Source organism: Mycobacterium sp. E796 (genome assembly GCF_001672815.1).
GTDB lineage: Bacteria > Actinomycetota > Actinomycetes > Mycobacteriales > Mycobacteriaceae > Mycobacterium.
The window spans coordinates 1-2,734 of the sequence record NZ_LZKK01000134.1 but is presented as its reverse complement, the minus strand read 5'-3'; the positions used below and the strand labels follow the sequence as shown (position 1 = coordinate 2,734).

The following is a 2,734-nucleotide window of genomic DNA, read 5'->3' as shown; positions in this document are numbered from 1 at the left end:
CCGGGCGAAGCGGGTCGCCATCATCGGCGGTAGCCGGGCGAAGCGGGTCGCCATCATCGGGCACAGCGCTGGGCGTGCCAGACTGTCAGGCGTGGGCGCAATCACGCTGGACGGCAAGGCCACCCGGGACGAAATCTTCGTCGACCTCACCCGGCGGGTGGCCGCGCTGACGGCAGCGGGCCGCACCCCCGGCCTGGGCACCATCCTGGTCGGTGACGACCCCGGGTCGCAGGCCTACGTGCGCGGCAAACACGCGGACTGCGCCAAGGTCGGCATCACGTCGATCCGCCGCGACCTGCCCGCCGACATCACCACCGCCCAGCTCAACGAAACCATCGACGAGCTGAACGCCAACCCGGAGTGCACCGGCTACATCGTGCAGTTGCCGCTGCCGAAACAGCTGGACGAGAACGCGGCGCTGCAGCGCGTCGACCCGCGCAAGGACGCCGACGGGCTGCACCCGACCAACCTGGGCCGGCTGGTGCTGATGGATCCGGCGCCGCTGCCGTGCACCCCGCGCGGCATCGTGCACCTGCTGCGGCGCTACGACGTCGAGATCGCCGGCGCGCACGTGGTCGTCATCGGCCGCGGCGTGACGGTCGGGCGCCCCCTGGGCTTGCTGCTGACGCGCCGCTCGGAGAACGCCACGGTGACGTTGTGCCACACCAAGACTCGCGACCTGCCGGCGCTGACCAGGCAGGCGGACATCATCGTGGCCGCCGTGGGCGTGCCGCACATGCTGACGGCCGACATGGTCCGTCCCGGCGCCGCCGTCGTCGACGTCGGCGTCGGCCGGGTGGACGGCAAGCTCGCCGGCGACGTGCATCCCGACGTGTGGGAGGTGGCCGGTCATGTGTCGCCGAATCCCGGTGGCGTCGGGCCGCTTACCCGCGCGTTCCTGTTGACCAACGTCGTCGAGTTGGCCGAGGGGTAGCGTGCGCGCGATGCTGCGGGCCCAGTGGCCTATCCTGCTGGTCGAGCTGATCTTCGCGGCGGCATTTGTCTTGGCGGCGGCCAACTTCTGGCGCCGCGGCGCCCTGCTGATCGGCATCGGTGTCGGGGTGGCGGCGGTACTGCGGTTGGTGTTGTCCGACGAGCGGGCCGGCCTGCTGGTCGTCCGCAGCCGGGGGATCGATTTTTTGACCACCGCGACGGTGGCCGCGGCGATGGTCTATATCGCGTCGACGATCGACCCGCTGGGAACGCGCTAACCGGGCATTCCGGGGATCTGGTGGATGCCGGGGATACCACCGGGAATGCCGCCGGCCAGCCCGGGCAGGCCTCCGGGAATGCCGGCGGCCGGGTTGCCGCTGGCGATGTTGGCCATCTCCTGCGGGCAGTACGACTGAATCGCGATGGTGGTGAACAGCTTTGCCATCTGAGGTGACAGGCCCCGGTGGCTGACGGTGGCCGCGACGGCGGCGAAGTTCCCGCCCGGCTGGGCGAGCATCGGGCAGATCGACTCGCCGACCGACATCGCGTTGCCGGGTTCGCCGAAGTCGATGCCGGCGTGGTTCAACGCGTCGATGAAGGCGTCGTCGGCGGCCGGGTCCGCCTCGGCCGGGGCCGCGAAGGCGGCGGCCACGGTGAGCAGGGCCGCGGTCGCGGCCAGCAGGCGGATGGTCAGCGGCTGGTGACGAAACACCCAGATCCACCGCTGGGTCTCCGCTGTAAGTGCCTTCATGCCAACCTCCCCGTCTCTTGCCGGGTGCTCTGGGGGCACTCCAGTCACTTGTGGAACTCTGGTCTATTTCTGTCACGTTTACAACACGGTGCGATAAAGGTTTGCACAATAAGCGTTTCGTGAGGGGATCGCGCGCGCGACGTCGCTTATTGGGCCGCGAGGTGCCGCGGCAGGCGGCGGCGGATCGAGGCCACACTGTGACCTGACACTCGGGCGGAGGCCGGATTTTCAGTGGCGGTTTGGACCAGAATCCGGCCCATGACGACGAATCACAGGGGCATCTCGCGTCAGACGTTCATTCGCGGCGCCGTCGGAATGCTGGCCACCGGAGCGGTTTTCGGCAGCGCGCGCGCCGCAGCGGACCCCGCCGCCGGTTGGGGCGGCCTGGCGTCCTCCATCGGGGGCAACGTCTTGCTGCCCGCGAGCGGCGCCCAATTCTCCACGGGCAAGCAGGTTTTCAACTCGCTTTACAACAATTCCAATCCGGCGGCGGTGGTCAAGGTGTCGTCGCAGGCCGACGTGCAGAAGGCGGTCGCGTTCGCGACGGCCAACGGGCTCAAGATCGCCCCGCGCGGGGGCGGGCATTCGTACATCGGCGCGTCGAGTCCGAACGGCGCGATGGTCATCGACCTGCGCGGGCTGCCGGGAGGAGTGAACGTCGACGGTGCCGGCAATGCCACGGTCACGCCGGCGACCACGCTGTACGCGGTGCACCAAGGGCTGGCCGGCGCCGGGCGCGCGATCCCCACCGCCACCTACCCGAGCGTCGGCATCGGGGGACTGGCACTGGGTGGCGGGGTGGGCGCCGACTGCCGCCATGCGGGTTTGACCTGCGATGCCCTGCAGTCGGCCACGGTGGTGTTGCCCAGTGGCGACGTGGTCACCGCGTCCGCCAACGATCATCCGGATCTGTTCTGGGCGTTGCGCGGTGGCGGCGGTGGCAATTTCGGGGTCACGACGTCGATGACGTTCGCCACGTTCGCGACCGCCGACAGCGACGTCGTCCGGCTGGACTTCCCGCCGGCGTCGGCGGTGCAGGTGCTCGCCGGC

General features: G+C 69.9%; 4 protein-coding genes. 3 read left to right on the top strand and 1 reads right to left on the bottom strand.

The window, feature by feature from the left end:
* Window positions 1-91: 91 nt before the first annotated feature.
* Together A5706_RS10420 and A5706_RS10415 are read left to right on the top strand one after the other, a co-directional pair.
* Window positions 92-934: a bifunctional methylenetetrahydrofolate dehydrogenase/methenyltetrahydrofolate cyclohydrolase gene (locus tag A5706_RS10420; protein ID WP_068129847.1), complete on the top strand. Its 843-nt coding sequence runs from the start codon at window positions 92-94 to the stop codon at window positions 932-934.
* A 10-nt stretch (window positions 935-944) separates the two neighbouring features.
* The gene (locus A5706_RS10415; RefSeq protein ID WP_068129850.1) at window positions 945-1,211 is read left to right on the top strand and encodes a DUF3017 domain-containing protein; all 267 of its coding nucleotides are present in this window, start codon (window positions 945-947) and stop codon (window positions 1,209-1,211) included.
* Here A5706_RS10415 and A5706_RS10410 read toward each other — a convergent pair.
* Window positions 1,208-1,684, bottom strand: coding sequence for a DUF732 domain-containing protein (locus tag A5706_RS10410; RefSeq protein WP_068129844.1), 477 nt, complete (start codon window positions 1,682-1,684; stop codon window positions 1,208-1,210). The two genes, A5706_RS10415 and A5706_RS10410, sit on opposite strands and share 4 nt — an antisense overlap.
* Window positions 1,685-1,942: 258 nt before the next feature.
* On the opposite strand from A5706_RS10410, the gene A5706_RS10405 reads away from it, so the two are divergent.
* On the top strand, window positions 1,943-2,734 hold a 792-nt coding region (locus A5706_RS10405; protein ID WP_156767050.1), incomplete at its 3' end, for an FAD-binding oxidoreductase.

Excerpts from the sequence above, each read along its gene's own strand:
- A5706_RS10415 (WP_068129850.1), top strand. The coding sequence starts at position 945 with ATGCTGCGGGCCCAGTGGCCTATCCTGCTGGTCGAGCTGATCTTCGCG.
- A5706_RS10410 (WP_068129844.1), bottom strand. The coding sequence starts at position 1,684 with ATGAAGGCACTTACAGCGGAGACCCAGCGGTGGATCTGGGTGTTTCGT.